Source organism: Bacillus sp. RB3, assembly GCF_030164735.1.
In the GTDB taxonomy this organism is placed as follows: domain Bacteria; phylum Bacillota; class Bacilli; order Bacillales; family Bacillaceae_G; genus Bacillus_A; species Bacillus_A cereus.
The window spans coordinates 1-16,747 of sequence record NZ_JASNGE010000020.1; the positions used below are offsets into that span (position 1 = coordinate 1).

The following is a 16,747-nucleotide window of genomic DNA, read 5'->3' on the forward strand; positions in this document are numbered from 1 at the left end:
TTTTCCATTCCTAATAATTCAAGAGCACGATTGGCAATGACTTCATTTGCATTCATGTTCATTGAAGTACCTGCTCCGCCTTGGATTGGATCGACGATGAAATGATCGTGCCATTTTCCATCAAGAATTTCTTGAGCAGCTTCTGCGATCGCGCCACCCTTGTTCAATTCCAATCTTCCTACATCTGTATTCGCAAGCGCTGCTGCTTTTTTTACAATTGCGAACGCTCTAATTAAACTTTCATGAATTTTATACCCTGTAATCGGGAAATTTTCAACAGCGCGTAAAGTCTGAATTCCGTAATATGCCTCAATAGGTAATTCCTTTCCTCCCAAAAAATCATTCTCTACTCGCATATTCTTGTTTGTCATTGCCATTTTAATTTCTCCCCCATATTAAATGTAAAACCTAAATAAATCATATGAAGTCATTACCAATCCTTATCAGATTTTATTGTTAAATCGTAGACTAAAGGCTCTTCAATAATTTTTTTAATCTCTTCTAATTTATTAGTTTTCCCAAGCGCCCACATCAATTTTGCTATGATGGCTTCCGTATTCATATCTCCAGACAATATTACTTGATGTTGTGCCACTTTCCGTCCTACTTCATAGAGAAGTATGTCTTCTCCTTCTTCCAGGCATTGAGTAGTAATCACTACAGCAATCCCCATTTCAGTCAACTCTTGAATTTTCGAAAGCAAGTTCCTTCCTTCAAAAGGTAATCCACCGTTTCCAAAACTTTCAATAATAATTCCTTTATACAAATCTTTTAAGCAATCAAATATCTCTGGCTTTGTACCTGGATACAATTTCATAAGAAAAACATCCGTACATAAATTAGTATTTATTGAAAGTTCATTATGGGGGGACGTTGGCTTCCAATGATATTTCACTTCATCTTCATTTACCTCAGCAACATATGGATAATTCACACTTTCAAATGCATCATAACTTTTTGTTCGCATTTTAACTGCTCTCGTCCCAATAATCACCCTACTATCAAAAACAATAAACACACCGCCAACATCCTCACAGGCAAATCTAAGAGCATCAGCTACATTTTTCTTTGCATCTGTCTTTTTAAAACTAATAGGTACTTGTGAGCCTGTTAAAACAACTGGTTTTCTTAAACCTTGCAGCATATAAGATAACGCGGAAGATGTATAAGCTAACGTATCCGTTCCATGTGTAATCACAAACCCGTCATAGTCATCATAGTGATTAAAAACAGCATTAGCTATTTCTTTCCAGTGCTCAGGTTGCATATTGGTACTATCAATATTCATTAAGATTTTGCAATCTATTTCTAAGTTTCGAGAAGACTTCGAAAAATAATTCAATAATTCCTCAGCAGACAATCCTGGAACAAGCCCCTCATTCCCCTCCACAGATGCAATTGTCCCACCAGTTGCAAGTAATAAAATTTTCTTCATACACAACCCCTCCATAAAATAAACAACGATATATCGTTCGCGTAATGCGTATTTATATTTATCATTATAGAACTTAATTTGAATTAATCAAGATTTTGTATTCAATACGCGTACTTTTTTTCTATTCTTGATTCTTTTTCTATGCTATAATTAATTTAATAAAATTAGATGGGGTATGAGACGAATGCTGGAACGTTTATCTAAATTAAGAAAAAATCAAAAATGGTCCTTACAAGAGACAGCAGATCGACTTGGGATTGCGAAAAGCACCTATGCTGGTTATGAAAATGGTTATAGATTACCTTCATTACAATCTTTATCTAAAATAGCCGATTTATTTGATACATCTGTAGATTATATATTAGGTCGAATTGAACATTCACATCAAAACAAAGATGTAATTGATATTACAAGACTCCTAAACGATCCAGATGCAACACTTTTAGTAGATGGAGAAGCACTGTCAACAGAAGAGATAATAGATTTTATTGCTTTTGTGAGAAGTAAACGAGAACTAAGTTCCAAGAGAATAGAAAATATTGAACCAACATGTAAAAGTTAATTCAATAAAAAACGAAGACACTGCACTCTTTAAACTTAGAAATACTTAGACAATTAATTTGTAAACGGTTTATATAATGGATTCTTAGCAGTTGGCCTCATTTGGAGACTTATACTTGGAAACAATCCCATTGGTTATATGATTCAATTATTTTTCATCATTTGTGTGGGGTAGCAGCTATTTTCGGAGGTCTCACATCCAATAAATCAATTATCATGAAACAAGGACTTCTCGCTATTTTAGCATTGCTTGCCCTTTTATCTGTCATATAGAACTAAAGCTTTTCAATAAAGGAACTCACGTTCGAAGAATACGCCATTCTTTCTGTAGATTTATAAGAAAGAATGGCGTTTTTGTATGTCTATTTCTGTATCGAGAGAATTTGAAAGTATAACAGAATTCAAACAAGAATTAGCAAAGTATATAAAGTACTATAATCATGAAAGAATCAAGGAAAAATAAAAGGGAATGAATCCGGTATTGTACTAGGCTCATTCCCTAGAGGCTACTTAACAAACCGACCTTTCTAACTTTCGGGGACACAGTCTAGTTGAAGTGCTACAAGCAACGAATTTACTATTTTAAAGTTAAGTATTTAACCTTGAAGTACTTAATTCTTTTTTCCAGACAAAGCATACATTATATCTTGATGCTTTATTGTCCTCTTATAATTATGTGGTATCGGGAATTTGTTTCGTTGTTCTTTTATTATAATTATGATTACTATAAGTGATAAAGCTACAGGTATAAAAACGATTAACAAAGCATCTTAATGTTTATGAAATTCTTTGTTAATCGTTTCTCTTCTCCCTAATCTCCTGCGAGACTATATTTTTTATTAAAATTTCCCATATCTTATTTGATTTATTCTGTGACACCAGATTGGGTTACTTTTACATCAGCTGTTACACGAAAACGTAAATCTTTATAGGATTCTTCCCATTCTTGACTGTTCCATTTTCTTACGTGAGTTCTACCAAGCTTTCTAAGTCCTATAGGATCTGTGTCTTTTTTAATAAATCTCTTTATCAATGTAGTTGCTTTTTTTCTATTTCTTTTTCCATAATTTTTTCTAATTTTTTTATTTCTTTAGGATTATCTAGATTTTTTGTTTTTGTAAATTCTTGAATTTCAGCTTTAACTTGAATATGAGCATTTACGAATGGATGCTTACTATTCCCCTCCATCTTATATTTTGTTCTAGCTTTTATATTCTCTATCGTAGCGTAAGTATTTGAAGAACCAGGTAGTTTGAATTGGTATGTACCTTGTTTAAAATTATCTGTCAACAATTTAAATACAAATAAATCTTTAGGGTTCACTTTATCAACCATTTTACATCTTTTAAAAAGTGCTATTCCATCTAACTCCAACACGTTACCTTTTTTAGATATTATCGGTAAATAGGAATCTCTCGCATCATCATTAAGTTGGTTTAAAAACATAAAAAAATTTGTTTTGGGCTGCGTTCCATTGTCCATATTTTGCTCCAGTAAAGAGGATAGATAGGAAGCAATTTCTTTTTCTTTAGAATAGTTCCCCTTTAATAGTGATTCCCCTTTTACATTTGTAATTGCTAAATAAATTGCATTTCCTACACTAGGATTTCGGTTCAAAGTCTCTAAAATTTCCTGCATTCCCTTTTCAATTATTTTTTCATTAAATATAATAACACGCAATTGCCCCAACTCTAGAGGTCCAGAAGATTTTTCGGATGCTCTTGCAAGAACTTCTCTACCAGTCTGGCCTGATGCTGAATAGATTTTTGTTTCACCTTCCCCGCCTCCTTTATAAGCTGAAATCGCAAAGGTTCCTTTTAGCTTACCTTCTGCTTCGGTATCATATGCCGCAACTTGAACTAAGTCAATGTCATCCACAATTTTCGTTTTAGCACAACCTATTAAGAAGACACTTAATATAAGGAAAAGTATCCATCGCTTCATGTTTATCTCCTTAACTTTATTTTGACCGTTTGAATTAGCCATAGTACAGGTAGGTATACATATATATATACAAAGCCCATTTGACCTGTCCAAGTATTTAATAAGTTAATTTTATTACGATTATTCAAGAAAAATGATAAAACAAAGATGAATAGGATGATAACTGGCAAAACATATTTTTGCTTTATTCCCAGTGCCTCTTTTATACCACGACTTACTCCCCATAATGTAAAGGAAACATTGGGTAATATAAAAAAAGCCCAAACAGAAACAATAATGTATTCAAACCGCTCTATAAAGGGAAATTGTATAATTTTAATCATGCTTAAATATGCCCATATCGCACTCGCTAGTTGTTTTTCACTAAAAAATGCAAGAGTTAAAATCATAAGGTATGTGTAGACAATAGTCGTTACTAAATTTGCATAGTGCGCATATTTTTGAGACGTTTTTGCCTTTTTAATAAATGGGTAGTACAGCAATAACATTTCAAATCCAAAAAAACTAAACATATTTCCTTTCATTCCTTTCATAATTTCTAGGAATGAATGCTGTGCAATTGGAAATAAATTCTGGAAATCTGCATACTGCAAAGGATAAAAAAATGTGAAGATTAGAATGCTTGGGATAACGATTCCAAAGAAGCCGATTCCGGCAACTACACGAAATCCTCCAGTAACAATGTAATAACATAGACCCAAAAAAGCCCCTGCTATAACCCAAGATGAAATTGAAGGAAACATCCAAACATGTACTACTTCGATATAAGTATGTAGTGTTGTTGCACCTAACAATACAATATAGGATAAAAAAATGAAGTTGAGCAATCCACCAATCCATTTTCCAAGTACGTTTTGATTGATTGCAATGATGTCTCCATTACCCTGATTTAAAATCTGATATATGATCCAAATCATAACATTAACAGATATTCCAAAAAGTAGCGTGCTAATCCACGCATCATTTCCAACTAATTTTGCACTAATCCTTTCAAAACCAAGCATACCAACTCCCAACTGTATAGTAATAATTAAAAAAAATACCATATATGGCGAGACTTGATACTCAATTGGGATCTGTTTCATAATGCTCCTCCCTGTTAAATTCAATCATCAAAATCATTTCGTGATATGATTTTATTTTTCTCTACCTCTTCTGGATTAAAGCGAAAACGCTGTTTAGACCTTGAAAAAATAGGACGTCGAAACATCGCTGAGATTGGCATACGTATAATGCTGTCTTTCCAATCTGTAGGACGTGTAGGATAAAAAGGGAACAAATAAGGACGTCTTAATGATTCTGTACGTAATAAGCGTACTAAAAGGAAAGAACTTGTTAAAACAATTCCTAATAAGCCCAATAGGTGTGCAGATATTATAAAAGGAAAACGAATTACTCGAATTGTATTACCAATTCGATATATTGGTGCTGTAAATGAACTAAGAGCTGAAAGTGCAACAATGATAATAAGTACGTTACTTGTAAGACTTGCTTCTACCGATGCTTGTCCAATTACAATACCACCTACGATACCGACAGTTAAACCCACTTTAGTTGGTAAACGTGCCCCTGCTTCTCTCAGTAATTCAATCGTTATTTCTAAAAAAAGTGCTTCAATTAATGGAGGAAAAGGTACTTTACTTCTCGATATGATTAACGTTTCAAGAAGTTCTTTTGGGATAAGCTCGTAATGATATGTTAAGATCGAGACATATAATGGCGTCGTTAAGACAGAAAATATAAAAGCAAAAAGCCTTAATAGACGAAAAAAAGAGGCTATAATCCAAGGCATGGTGTAATCTTCTGTCGTAGAAAAAAAATCAATTAATGTTGTTGGAAGAGTGATGGCATAAGGCGAGCCATCTACAAAAAGTGCAATTTTCCCTTCTGCTAATACAGCTGCCACACGGTCCGGACGTTCTGTATTCAAAAATTGAGGGAATATAGAATTTGGGTTGTCTGCAATTAACTGCATCAAATAAGTACTATCCAAAACATGGTCTGTTTTTATTTGACTTACCCTTTTTATAATTTCTTGTAGATTTTGATCATTTACAATTCCCTCAATAAATACAATCGCAACAGTTGTGTTAGAGAGAGAGCCTACTTTCAATTCCTTCATTTGTAAATAAGGTGTTGGGAGCTTTCTACGTACTAAATTTAAATTTACATCTAAATCTTCGACAAATGCGATTTGCGGACCCACAATATTGTATTCAATTTCAGCTTTTGTAATATCCCTTTTTTCTTTCTTTGACACATTTACTAACAAACAATTTAGTTTATCTGTATCGAACTGAATAAGTATATAGCCATTTAAAATACTATCCTGAATATCTTCAATTTGATTTGTTATTTTTGAATTTTCAAAGGGTAAGACAGACCGAATATCTTGTAATGAATCGCAGCTCTTCTCTTTTATATAAGTTAAAACCTCTTCATGAAATATATTTACATCGATTAAGGTTCTAAAATATGAAATGACTATAGAGGATTTGTTTGAAGCGATCTCCAACGTTATAAAATCTTTAGATTTTTTTAGTAATTGCATTAATTCCTGCAAAGATTTTATAGAGTGAACAGGTACTTTTTCATGTGGTTTCAATTGATAATACCCTTCCTTTCAAAAAGAACCTATATATAGTTTTTAGAAATTTCTATTTTAAAAATGAGGGATTTTTATATGTCAATATGCTCATTAAAAATAATGCCTTTTTAACTAACTTAACCAAAATTAGTTAAAAAATGTATTAAAAGTAAAAATTTTAAATATCCCCAAGAAAAATTACAATATTAAAAACATCCTTTCTTTTGGTTCTAAAGAAAGGATGTTTTTATAACAGGCTTTTTCAAGTGTCTATTCTATAGGGTACATTTACCAGTGTTCTTCTCTTTATTATTTCATTAAGTAACATTATCATTACATTCTGTATGGTTTCTTAAAAAATTTCAGTAAAAGAACATATTAATTTTGAAGTGTACAAATAGGGAGAGTGACTTCAACTGTAGTTCCCTTATTCACTTCACTCTCAATAAATACCTTTCCCTGATGTGTTTCAATGATTTTATAACAGATCATTAACCCTAAGCCAATCCCCTCTTCTTTAATACTATAAAAAGGTTCTCCAAGGTATGGTATACGTTCTTTTGGAATCCCACACCCTTGATCGATAAAACGAATACTTAATTGATTATTATCAAGTATATTTAATTGAATGAGAATTTCTCCTCCCATCGGCATAGATTCAATTGCATTTTTTAATATATTAACAAATACTTGCTTTAATTGATTTCCTTCACATGAAATCAATGGAATACCAGGGTTAAGATCGATTCTAATTTTTATATTATTCATCATTGCTTGAGGTTGTAGTAGCATTAAAACTTGATCCATTAGCACACTAATATCATTAGGTTTTATTTTTACCACCTGTGGTTTGGCTACCGCCATAAATTCAGTTGTAATACTCTCTATACGCTCAATCTCTGATGATACTATATTTATATAACCTTGATTATTTTCATTTTCCGTTGATTTTAGTAATTGCATGAACCCTTTCATTGCAGTTAATGGATTATTAATCTCATGAGCCATTACAGTCGCTAATTGTCCTACAACAGCAAGTTTTTCAGATTTTCGTAATAATTCTTCTGTTTTTAGCCGTTCAGTGATATCACGAGAAATACTTAGGAAAACTTTTTTACCATTTAAGTTAAAAACACGAACACTAAACTCAGTTGTTATTACTTTTCCTGTTGGAAAAACATATTCATCTTGCAAAGTGAAGGAAGTTTGTCCCTTTTTAATTTTTTCTAATAACCTTACGATTATTTGAGAATCTTGTGGTACTACATTTGAAAATGATAATGAGAGCAACTCTTCTCTACTATATCCAAATCTTCTACACCCAACAGGGTTTACCTCAATAAATCGACTTGGAGCATTATCTTCATTCAGCTCTACTACATATACCGCATCAGTTGCTTGTTCAATTAGTGCACGGTACTTCATTTCACTATCTCTTAATTGCTGGTGTAATCGATGTCGTTCTCTTTCTGCTTGTTTTCTTTCAGAGATGTCTCTACATATTGCTGATAAAGCTATCACATTTCCTCTTACATCTAGTATAGGAGAAACTGTCAGACTGACATCAAGAAGACTCCCATCGCTCCTTTGTCTAACAGTTTCTAATCTAGTAACCACAGATTCACCTGTTAGAATTTTCTGAATATTTTTAAGCGATTCTTCCATTAAAAAATCTGGTACACAAGGTAATCTCTTACCTATGATTTCTTGTGATGACCACCCAAATATCTTTTCATAAGCTTTATTCGCTTGTAAAATATGCCCTTCTCGATCAGAAATGGTAATAGCATCTAGATTGTGCTTTATAAATGATTCCAATAATTCTTTGGTAGCGCTTAATTCTGATTCTACCTTTTTCCTTTCGGTTATATCAACTGTAGAACCAACAACTTCAATAACTTGTCCATTTCGTTTAATCGGCCTAAGCGCAATAAGAATAATAGTTTTATCATTTGGCCAAGGTAATTCAAATATAATTTCTTTTCCTTCCCATGCCTGAAGATAGTACTTCATCAATTGTGGAACTAAATGTGGAGGAACAATAGAAGCATCAATAGTACGTAAGCTTTTTCCTACCACCTGTTCAGAATAAAATCCGTTTTGATAATAAAACTGTCCATCACATAAAGTGTGTATAAAGTGCTTACCCACTTTTTTAAATTTAAAAATTCCTCCTTGAAGCTCATGTACGGTATCTGCAAGTTCTTGCTTCGATTTTTTTAATTCTCGATTCATTTTAGATAAGTCCTGTGTTAAATAATACAATCTCTGGTAGGCTTCCATAAGAAATAGCCCAATTAAAAGTCCTAACGCTATATATAATAAGCCTCCTGTGTAAAGTAATGTAGTATTAAATAATACGCCAACTAACCACTTTATTCCAATAAAAACAGAAAAATATAACGATGCACTTTTAAAAGGATGTAGTTTTTTAAAATAAGTTTTAAAGGTAGAAAATAGAATCCCCATACCTAAATAAGCAATCACAGGAGGTTCCCAGTACCCTCCTGTGTAAAAGATACGCATTACAATTATGCTAATTAACGTAATCCAACCAGCAATACGACCAAAGTAAATAAAAGATAGAATAAGAGGAACAACTCGAAGATCGTAGGAAAATCCCATGTATGGAAAAGAAAAGAACATTAACGTAACTGCAATAATCCCTCCATAGAGCTTTTCAAAATATCGACTAGAATTAATTGTAAACACTTGAATAAATATTGCTGCGCTAACTAATAAAGAAAAAATAGAAAGGTTGATGAAATAATCTTTAATAATCATGTAATGTCCCTCCTTGCATTAAGTGTATTCGACAAAAAAGCTAAAAATCCTACAAATTGTATAAACAGTTCAAATGCATAAATTTTAAACTAGGATAAAATCTAGAAAAGTAAATACGGAGCACAGCAGATGAGATATTTTAATGAAAAATAGTTCAAAAAAGATAATAGTAACCGTTGACTACTATTATCTTTTTTCTTTAATTTATCGTAATATGTCTGAAACTCTAAGGGACGTGGTATGTCATTTCATCAAACAATGATTATATGCTGAGTGATGAATATAGAAATTTCAGCAGTAATTTTTGAAAAATAACATAAAAAACAAAACTATCTTTAAAAATGGAAAAAAACTATATAAATGTCAACTAATCTATGTACAAAAACGTTCACTTAATTTTGCATAAAATCACTCAACTTAGGAAGCTAAGTAGTTCTTCAAGGTCGATAAGAACACCTGTAGATGCTTCAAGATAACTACATAATTGTATGAGTAATGTACTTGAAACCTTTCGGTAAAACCATACACATAAGACAACTAACTCCTTGGTTCAATATTTACTTTTTCGCTGAACAAATTCTTTTTCTTGAGCAAAATATTCTAGGATATAAGGAGATTTTTCAATTAACTTGTTGTCTAGTTTATTGTCCAGCTCCAATTACTTCGTTACTTTCAGATTCGGTTCATTATATTTTGTACTTTGTCTTTATACACAACATATTCTTTACCATCCACTACTGCTACTACCGCAAATTCATCATTTGGATTAAATGAAAGCCAATCAGCCCACATGTTAGTATTAGCCCCTCCACTCCACATATTATGAACAGTGTTTTTAGTTAAATTCATAACTTTATAAGACGCATTTGGCGCATTTATTCCAGTCTTTATTTCAAAAGTGTATGCGTTATGAATTTTTTTATAAAAGTAGAAAACGTTTGATGGACGAAGCTGATTCAAAAAATCCTGTTCTTTTTTCTCTGCAATTTTTATCCCTTCTTGCAAAGTGACAACATCTGTTTTTAATGTTTTCCAACTGTTTTTCGCTGCATTCAAGCTAGGGGTTAAGAATTTATATTTATTTTGATCAGCTTTTTGAACAGCTTTATCAATATGTCCCAGTACACCCGAATATTGAGAATCTAAATCCTCCCATTGCGTAGACATATAAGTAAGAGCAGTGATAGCACTATCAAGCATACTATGCATATCACTAATATTATGAAATGCAACTCCAACTACACGATTCAATGTTATTTTATAATCTACAGTCTGACGCAATTTTGCTAATTCAGGTTCTAGCCAACCTAACTTACCTCTTGCATCACCTATCATTATGCCACCAGCAATCAAGGTTGGAATAAAGGGGATTTTAACCATGTCTAAGCCCTTAGATTCTATGTCTTTCTGATATTTTACTTGTCCTAAAAGGTCCTCTAGACGCTTTTGGTCAGCCTCCACATCAGCACCTTGGTTTTTTAAAATCGATTGCAATGTCTCTTTATGACTTCCAAATGTTCTAACATCTTCTCCAATAGCATTTTTTAATTGAATTAATTCTTCTTTTAATGCTTTTGCAGACTTTTGATTTTGTTGAATTCCTCCCTGTAAATCTGTAATCCCTTTTTTTAAAGTATCTCCATTTCCAGTATTGATCGCCTCTACTAATGTTTCATAATAATTTTCAAATTTTGTATCGTATTCTATAATGCCTGTCAATGTATCAAAAAGCTGTTTTTTTACTTGTGTATTCCATGTAACAGCATGTGCTCTTGCATTCTTTTGATCTTGTACAATTTTACTAGGTAAATCTGCATTTCCATTAATAGTTATTCCTTCAAAACTCACATCTGGATTATTAATTAGCAAATAAGAATATTCATTCATAGCTTTTGCAAATAAACCAGCATCTTGCAAAGCTTTTTTCATCTGTTCTTCATTTGCTGAAAAAGACATATTTTCAGTGTTCGTTTGTTCAATTTCAATTGCAAAAGTTTCTAGTGGTATGACTGCATAAGTAGTTGTTATAGTTAAAAATGCTGATACAGCGAGTAGTTTATGAGGGATTTTTTTCATCATTTCGTATTCCTCCTATATAAGGTATGGTTTCAAGTTCTAATCTTATTAAAAAGCGATGTCTTTCAAAATGAGTTCTACATCTTTTATCAGTATCGTTTGAACTTTCTTTAGCAGCCTTCAAATCATTAAGTATTAAAGAAAATGTATATAATCTGCTTCAAATTAACCGATTCTGTTGCAAATTTTAAAAAAGCAATTAAACTACAAGGTTATTTTTTATTCGAATCATACTTATATATAATTGAAAGGCGAAGTCTTTAATGAGACTCCGCCTTTCTGTTATATAAGGATTTATTAATTATTACTTTTCTGTTTAACAGTGTAATCATAGACTTTCTATGTTTTAGTTCACTTTACAACAGAATTAATATTTCCCTATTTTTGTGGAGTAACAGTTTCCACTTTTAATTCCTTTATTCCTTCTTTTAATGTAACAGCATCTGTTCGTAATGTTTTCCAACTGTCTTTCGCTGCATTTAAATTAGGTTTTAAGAATTTAAATTTATTTTGATCGGCTTTTTGAGCTGCATTCTCAATATGCCCTAGAACGCCCGAATATTGAGAATCTAAATCATGCCACTGTGTGGACATATAAGTAAGAGCGTTAATAGCATCATCAAGCGCCTTGTGCATTTCATTAATATTACTGTAAGCAACTCCAACTACACGATTTAAGGTTACTTTATAATCCACGGTCTGACGTAATTCTGCTAATAAAGGCTCTAACTTACCTAAATTATCCCTTGCTACTCCCACTATGATACCGCCAATTATTGGTAGACCCAAAATAGCACCCTTCATTACATTAAACCCATCAGATTCTAATTGTTTATAATAGTTTACTGATCCTAATACTTCTTCTAGACGCTTTTGATCGGCATCAACATCTGCACCTTGATTTTTTAAAATTGACTGCAAGAGCTCTTTATTACTTCCAAATGCTCTAACATCGTGTCCAATAGAGTCTCTTAATTTAGTTAATTCTTCTATTAGTTGTTGTGCATACTTTTGATTTTGTTGAATTTCACCTCGTAAATCTGTAATCCCTTCTTTTAAAGTTTCTCCATCCCCTGTATTAATCGCCTCTATCATTGTTTCATAATAATTATCAAATGTTGTATCGTATTCAACAATACCATTCAATGTATCTAAAAGCTGTTTTTTTACTTTCGTATCCCAAGTAACGGCATGTGCCCTTGCATTCTTTTGATCTTGTACGATTCTACCAGGTAAATCTACATACCCATTAATGGTAATTCCCTCAAAATTCACATCAGGATTCTTAATTAACATATAAGAATAGGCATTCATAGATTTTGCAAATAATCCAGCCTTTTGCAAGGTCTCTTTCATTCTCGCTTCATTTGCAGAAAGTGCTGTATCTTCATTGTTCGTTTGTTCAATTTCACTTGCAAAAGTTGTTACTGGTGAAACTACATTAGCAGTTGTAATAGTTAATAACGTCGATACAGCGAGTAATTTGTAAGGGATTTTTTTTATCATTTCATTTTCCTCCAATTTAGGTTTTAAATTTCAGTTCTACTCCTGTTTAAAAGCAATATCTTTTGAAATGAATTCTGCATCTTTATGAATATCATTCCAACTTTCTTTAGCGGCTTTTAAATCATCTGGTATTAAAGAGAATTTGTGGTCTTGCATAGAATCGATATTATCCAATAAATCTGTATAATTTGCACCCATTGTATTCCATTGCTTTTGAATATTTGTTAGAGACAATATCGCTTGATCTACAGTCTGATATAGATATGCCAATGTTTCTTTCGCGTTAGTAAGCGAAAGAACTGCTTGATTAGCACGATCTGCTTTCATACTTAATTCTCCGATTTTGTTAGAAATTTCATTATAGGAGTCCATATGCTTAGATGCTGTGACACCAGCCGCTGTTCCTAGACCGATACCAGCTGCACCAAGAGCCGAGAGTCCACCAACAACAGCCGGTGTTGCTGTACCGCCAGTTACAACAATAACTACCGCTCCTCCAATAGCTGCAATAACTAAAATAGCTGCTCCCAATCCACCACCAATTGACCATGCTAATACATCATCAAAATGTTTTTTCTGAGTAGAACGAAGTTGCTCAATTTCAGCTTGAAGTTGTGGAATCGTTGCCTGTTGACCTGCTAATATTGCAGTTAATCCACCTTTCCCATCCGGACCACCAACATTATTTTTAAAATCTGTAGAATTTTGATATAGTTTCCCTTTGAAGTCTTGTAGCATCTTAATCACATCTGTAACTTCTTTTGAATTTGTATTGATTGTAGTAATTAAATCATTTATACCCTCTTTTAGACCTGCCTTATCTTTCTTTTGTACAGTTTCTACTAATGTGTCGTAATAATTTTGAAATTGTTCATCGTAATTTACAATATTACGAGCAGTTTTTTGAATCTGTGGCTTCGCTGTATCTAACCAGTAATTCGCATTGATTCGTGACAGCTCTTGATTAAGGTGAATATTTTTGAGCAACTCTCCCCCCTCTGAGCCTAAATCGATATTAGATAAATTTACATTTGGTTGCTTAATCATTGTTTTTGCGTATAAATCCATTACTAGAATATGAGACCCTGTTTCAGCTAATGCTTTCTTCAGTCCTTCGGGGCCTAATGCATAATTGCCTACTTTTTGTTCTTGAGCGGTCGTTTCTTGTGCAAATGCATGAATAGTGTTACCGGTAGTAGCAGTTATAACTGTTGCTAATGTAGCTAAAGTTAGTACTTTGAATGGAAATTTTTTCATGACTATTCTCCTTCTTTCGCTAAATGCTTATAATCTTTATGAATTCCCGAAAAACGCAATATTAAAATTTATATACTTGTTCTTCAAGGTAACTTATTACATTTTTTAATTGTCTTAATGTATCTTTTTGAGACTGCTCGTTAGTTGTATCAACATTAGTAGATAATTTTGTAATGCTATTTTTTATTAGATTTAAATCTTCTTTATAGCGCTTTAGTAGATCAAGTTCTACATCTACTTGATTTGCAAACGTATGCAAATCATTTTGTGTAAGAAGAAGCATTGATTTTTGTAAATCAGCTATTGATAATTTCGTTGTTAAATCATATATTTTTTGATTTTGTTTCTCTAAATCATCTAAATATGCTCGCTGTTCTGCTGTTAATTTATTTACTTCAGCAAAAACGCCAAATGTTTTCTTAATCTTTTCGGTATCAATGACCTTCATCAGGTCATACTCTTGTGTTTTTGCTGCGGCTGCGGCTGCTATTTCACCTTGTTTGCTTTTCTCAATTGCTTCACGAGCTGCTTTTTTTGCTGATTCAATCTCTAGAGCAGTTTTACCTTGCTCTGTTGCTTCTTGCACTGCTTTTTTCTCAGCTTCTAGAATAGAGTTGTTAATTTCTTTTCCTTTGTTATACGCTGCCACCCCTGCTTGAGCAGCTGGTTCAATAATTTCTTTTGAAAGACTATAAACTTCTTTGAATATAGCAAATCCCTGTTCATTTAAAGCCCCTGGTATTAATGCAATTTGCTGTAAATCATTTTGAATTGCTTTTTTGGTATTTAATATTTCATTTTTTAACTGATCTATTTTTCCTGTCCCATCTGTACTTAGTATGCCTTGCGCAGTTGCCACATTAGTATCAAAATCTTTTAATTTTTTATCAAGCTGTAATTTAAGATCTGTTAATTCATTGATTTGTCGTTGCGCATTTTCTTGATTCGTCATAGCCATTTCTTGAAGTACTTCAAGTCTATCCGAAAACCCTTCTCTATCTTCTTTATTGTCTACAAACGATTTTAATGTCGGGTAATAACTATTAAATTTTGTTACAAATCCTTTACTTTTTGAATTTAATAGAATTAACTGTGGATAGAGTTCCGATGACCATTCCTTCATATCTTGTTTGATTAGGAATTGATTGGTATTTAAAGCTGGGACTTCCTCTAGCTGTACATTAGGACTCATTAAAGATTGATCAATATACGTTTGAATTAATTTAGATTGCGCACCTAATTTTCGTAATGATGAAGAAATATCCATGTTTTCTTGTTGAGTTTCTGCTTGAACGATTGGTGTTGCGAGAGTATTGATAGGAATAGTTGCTCCAGTTACAATGGATGTTATTAAAAATCCTGTCATTATTTTAGTTTTCATTCCGTACACTCCTTTACCATTGTTTTTATAACTTAATTCATATAACTTGTACGACCGCTCTCTTTGTAAACTGGATAAGAAGGAGAAATCTTTCAGATACGTTAATAACGTTGTTTTTTACTTCTAATAGGATGTAAGGATTTTATTTATCTCTCATTTCGATACTCTATTTTTTAAAATATAAATAACAAAAATTTATTAACTATATTTGAATCAGGCACCCTATGAGTAGTAAATTATTAATTCTTTCCTAAATTTGCGGTTTAACTTACAGAATCGTGAGGATCAATAAACCAATGCTTACAGTTAATCCTGTCATAACATTGTTTAATTTCAATTTGATAATATCCCTCTTAGTTTTGTCAGCAAACTCCTTACTAGACAACAAAAGGTGAAATTATACTGTACATCGCTTATACTTTTATTGCGGAATAACTTCACTTTTGTTATGCAGAAACTTAGAACACGTTTATTACCAATTTGATTCTTGACCTTTTGTGAATAAATTGACTATTTAGAAAATTGTCAACGACATAATGTTACTTACAACTTCACTATAATTCCTATTATCGTAACCTTCTCCTTTCTGTCTGGTCATACCAGTTATGTTGTTCATTAAAACATTAAATTTTTAATGCGTAAATAGAAAAATTTTGTCGATTATGCTCGATAATTTACTGTTAAATAAAAATATGAACCGAAAAAAATTATATGAATATAGTTATTCGTAAATTTCATTTCTGTAATTGTAATGATTACAAATTAATGTGTATACGGTTAAAAATAACTATTTTAGCTCAACCGAGAAATTTTATTTTAGAAAAAATACTTATAGAATAATATAATAGGTCTTTTTATACTTTTTTACCTTTATTTAGTTATGCATAATTGCATAACATGTAGATATATTTAGTAATATATGTTATATTATTGATTTTTTTACATAACATTCTAATATCATTATTAACAAATATCTAGTGTGAAGATATTAGTCTATAAACTTGTCATCGTTATAAACATAGGTTTTAAATTACAAAAAAGCTGCAAAGCTTCCATGGAACACTTTGCAGCCTTCTGTCTTTTTATTTCCTTTAGCAAAATAACGGTTAATGTATTTTTTCAAATTAACAATATGGTACAAAGATTTCCATTGAGCTTTTGCTCACATATGTGTTTATAAAGTCTTCAAGAGCTATTTGTTTGAGCTGACGTCAGA

The 16,747-nt window shown here is 32.0% G+C and carries 10 protein-coding genes and 5 pseudogenes; 3 read left to right on the forward strand and 12 right to left on the reverse strand.

The window, feature by feature from the left end; translation table 11 throughout:
- The coding region (locus QO049_RS21395) for a lyase family protein (RefSeq protein ID WP_139848009.1) at positions 1-377 on the reverse strand (377 nt) is incomplete at its 3' end.
- A 53-nt stretch (positions 378-430) separates the two neighbouring features.
- Positions 431-1,435: an asparaginase gene (gene ansA / locus QO049_RS21400; RefSeq protein WP_000722296.1), complete on the reverse strand. Its 1,005-nt coding sequence runs from the start codon at positions 1,433-1,435 to the stop codon at positions 431-433.
- Between the two features lie 184 nt (positions 1,436-1,619).
- On the opposite strand from ansA, the gene ansR reads away from it, so the two are divergent.
- The 3 genes and pseudogenes from ansR to QO049_RS21415 all read left to right on the forward strand — a co-directional run.
- Positions 1,620-1,997, forward strand: a complete 378-nt coding sequence (gene ansR / locus QO049_RS21405; RefSeq protein ID WP_000893567.1) for an HTH-type transcriptional regulator AnsR — start codon at positions 1,620-1,622, stop codon at positions 1,995-1,997.
- 66 nt (positions 1,998-2,063) lie between these two features.
- Positions 2,064-2,269, forward strand: a pseudogene (locus QO049_RS21410) (DUF1304 domain-containing protein); the annotation flags it as partial.
- Positions 2,270-2,372: 103 nt separating this feature from the next.
- A pseudogene (locus QO049_RS21415) lies at positions 2,373-2,459 on the forward strand (IS3 family transposase); the annotation flags it as partial.
- A 125-nt stretch (positions 2,460-2,584) separates the two neighbouring features.
- Here QO049_RS21415 and QO049_RS21420 read toward each other — a convergent pair.
- The 10 genes and pseudogenes from QO049_RS21420 to hblC form a co-directional block, all read right to left on the reverse strand.
- A pseudogene (locus QO049_RS21420) lies at positions 2,585-2,715 on the reverse strand (excinuclease ABC subunit C); the annotation flags it as partial.
- 146 nt (positions 2,716-2,861) lie between these two features.
- A pseudogene (locus QO049_RS21425) lies at positions 2,862-3,940 on the reverse strand (Ger(x)C family spore germination protein).
- 2 nt (positions 3,941-3,942) lie between these two features.
- Positions 3,943-5,025 (reverse strand): GerAB/ArcD/ProY family transporter, encoded by a 1,083-nt coding sequence (locus QO049_RS21430; RefSeq protein WP_098208564.1) that lies wholly within the window; start codon positions 5,023-5,025, stop codon positions 3,943-3,945.
- Between the two features lie 20 nt (positions 5,026-5,045).
- Complete coding sequence (locus QO049_RS21435; RefSeq protein ID WP_000802290.1) at positions 5,046-6,545, reverse strand: spore germination protein; 1,500 nt, start codon at positions 6,543-6,545, stop codon at positions 5,046-5,048.
- A 360-nt stretch (positions 6,546-6,905) separates the two neighbouring features.
- The gene (locus QO049_RS21440; protein ID WP_097998414.1) at positions 6,906-9,311 is read right to left on the reverse strand and encodes a PAS domain S-box protein; all 2,406 of its coding nucleotides are present in this window, start codon (positions 9,309-9,311) and stop codon (positions 6,906-6,908) included.
- A gap of 430 nt (positions 9,312-9,741) precedes the next feature.
- A pseudogene (locus tag QO049_RS21445) lies at positions 9,742-9,969 on the reverse strand (hypothetical protein); the annotation flags it as partial.
- A gap of 14 nt (positions 9,970-9,983) precedes the next feature.
- Positions 9,984-11,390 (reverse strand): hemolysin BL regulatory component HblB, encoded by a 1,407-nt coding sequence (hblB, locus tag QO049_RS21450; protein WP_246960418.1) that lies wholly within the window; start codon positions 11,388-11,390, stop codon positions 9,984-9,986.
- Positions 11,391-11,765: 375 nt separating this feature from the next.
- The gene (gene hblA, locus QO049_RS21455; protein WP_061655838.1) at positions 11,766-12,893 is read right to left on the reverse strand and encodes a hemolysin BL binding component B; all 1,128 of its coding nucleotides are present in this window, start codon (positions 12,891-12,893) and stop codon (positions 11,766-11,768) included.
- 36 nt (positions 12,894-12,929) lie between these two features.
- Complete coding sequence (gene hblD / locus QO049_RS21460) at positions 12,930-14,150, reverse strand: hemolytic enterotoxin HBL lytic component L1 (protein ID WP_000714435.1); 1,221 nt, start codon at positions 14,148-14,150, stop codon at positions 12,930-12,932.
- A gap of 61 nt (positions 14,151-14,211) precedes the next feature.
- Positions 14,212-15,531 carry a hemolytic enterotoxin HBL lytic component L2 gene (hblC, locus tag QO049_RS21465; protein WP_098091245.1) on the reverse strand — a complete coding sequence of 440 codons (1,320 nt, stop codon included), beginning with the start codon at positions 15,529-15,531 and terminating at the stop codon, positions 14,212-14,214.
- Positions 15,532-16,747 lie beyond the last annotated feature (1,216 nt).